Raw genomic sequence first — 2,049 nt, 5'->3', positions numbered from 1 at the left:
TTGGTGGAGGCAGACGGGATCGAACCGACGACCCCCTGCTTGCAAAGCAGGTGCTCTCCCAGCTGAGCTATGCCCCCTGATGCCGACGCGCTTGGGGGATCCACTCGCGTGAGGTCCGCTCACCGTAGACTGATGGTGGGTCTGGTTGGATTCGAACCAACGACCCCCGCCTTATCAAGACGGTGCTCTAACCGACTGAGCTACAGACCCCTTCGCCTGTCTTTACGATCTTCACAGCCGATAAGCGTGAGCACTTGGTGTTGAACACGAAGCTCTGGAAAGGAGGTGATCCAGCCGCACCTTCCGATACGGCTACCTTGTTACGACTTCACCCCAGTCATGAATCCTACCGTGGTGACCGTCCTCCTTGCGGTTAGACTAGCCACTTCTGGTAAAACCCACTCCCATGGTGTGACGGGCGGTGTGTACAAGACCCGGGAACGTATTCACCGCGGCATGCTGATCCGCGATTACTAGCGATTCCAGCTTCATGCACTCGAGTTGCAGAGTGCAATCCGGACTACGATCGGTTTTCTGGGATTGGCTCCCCCTCGCGGGTTGGCAACCCTCTGTTCCGACCATTGTATGACGTGTGAAGCCCTACCCATAAGGGCCATGAGGACTTGACGTCATCCCCACCTTCCTCCGGTTTGTCACCGGCAGTCTCCTTAGAGTGCTCTTGCGTAGCAACTAAGGACAAGGGTTGCGCTCGTTGCGGGACTTAACCCAACATCTCACGACACGAGCTGACGACAGCCATGCAGCACCTGTGTGACGGCTCCCTTTCGGGCACCCCCAGCTCTCACCAGGGTTCCGTCCATGTCAAGGGTAGGTAAGGTTTTTCGCGTTGCATCGAATTAATCCACATCATCCACCGCTTGTGCGGGTCCCCGTCAATTCCTTTGAGTTTTAATCTTGCGACCGTACTCCCCAGGCGGTCAACTTCACGCGTTAGCTTCGTTACTAAGGAAATGAATCCCCAACAACTAGTTGACATCGTTTAGGGCGTGGACTACCAGGGTATCTAATCCTGTTTGCTCCCCACGCTTTCGTGCATGAGCGTCAGTATTGGCCCAGGGGGCTGCCTTCGCCATCGGTATTCCTCCACATCTCTACGCATTTCACTGCTACACGTGGAATTCTACCCCCCTCTGCCATACTCCAGCGCGCCAGTCAACAATGCAGTTCCCAGGTTAAGCCCGGGGATTTCACATCGCTCTTAACGCACCGCCTGCGCACGCTTTACGCCCAGTAATTCCGATTAACGCTCGCACCCTACGTATTACCGCGGCTGCTGGCACGTAGTTAGCCGGTGCTTATTCTTCCGGTACCGTCATCCCCCAGGGATATTAGCCCCGAGGATTTCTTTCCGGACAAAAGTGCTTTACAACCCGAAGGCCTTCTTCACACACGCGGCATTGCTGGATCAGGGTTGCCCCCATTGTCCAAAATTCCCCACTGCTGCCTCCCGTAGGAGTCTGGGCCGTGTCTCAGTCCCAGTGTGGCTGGTCGTCCTCTCAGACCAGCTACGGATCGTCGCCTTGGTAGGCCTTTACCCCACCAACTAGCTAATCCGCCATCGGCCGCCCCTTGAGCGCGAGGTCTTGCGATCCCCCGCTTTCCTCCATAGAGCGTATGCGGTATTAATCCGGCTTTCGCCGGGCTATCCCCCACTCCAGGACACGTTCCGATGTCTTACTCACCCGTTCGCCACTCGCCGCCAGGCCGAAGCCCGCGCTGCCGTCCGACTTGCATGTGTAAGGCATGCCGCCAGCGTTCAATCTGAGCCAGGATCAAACTCTTCAGTTCAATGCCTGTTACTGTTTTCGACTCTCTCGAGCCGGTCGCTCACTCAACGTACTGACAGGGGTTGCCTCGTCTTGCGACCAAGCAACCTCTATTTCATCGTGTGAGCCTTTGATACTTGCGCTATACCGCTTCCTGATACAAGCCCAGGAACCGGCCGCGTTCGCCATCAAGCGCCCACACTTATCGGCTGTGAATTGTTAAAGATCGTTCGCTCAACCGCCTCGGCGCCGCTACCACCAC

General features: G+C 56.6%; 2 tRNA genes and 1 rRNA gene. All 3 read right to left on the bottom strand.

Annotated features, from left to right (window positions below):
- Position 1: 1 nt before the first annotated feature.
- A tRNA-Ala gene (locus C9I57_RS32115) sits at positions 2–77 on the bottom strand.
- Positions 78–133: 56 nt separating this feature from the next.
- Positions 134–210, bottom strand: a tRNA-Ile gene (locus C9I57_RS32110).
- Between the two features lie 68 nt (positions 211–278).
- A 16S ribosomal RNA gene (locus tag C9I57_RS32105) occupies positions 279–1,809 on the bottom strand.
- Positions 1,810–2,049 lie beyond the last annotated feature (240 nt).

This window comes from Trinickia symbiotica (assembly GCF_003028655.1).
In the GTDB taxonomy this organism is placed as follows: Bacteria; Pseudomonadota; Gammaproteobacteria; order Burkholderiales; family Burkholderiaceae; genus Trinickia; species Trinickia symbiotica_A.
The sequence above is the reverse complement of the archived record's forward strand: the minus strand, read 5'-3'. Positions and strand labels throughout refer to the sequence as shown.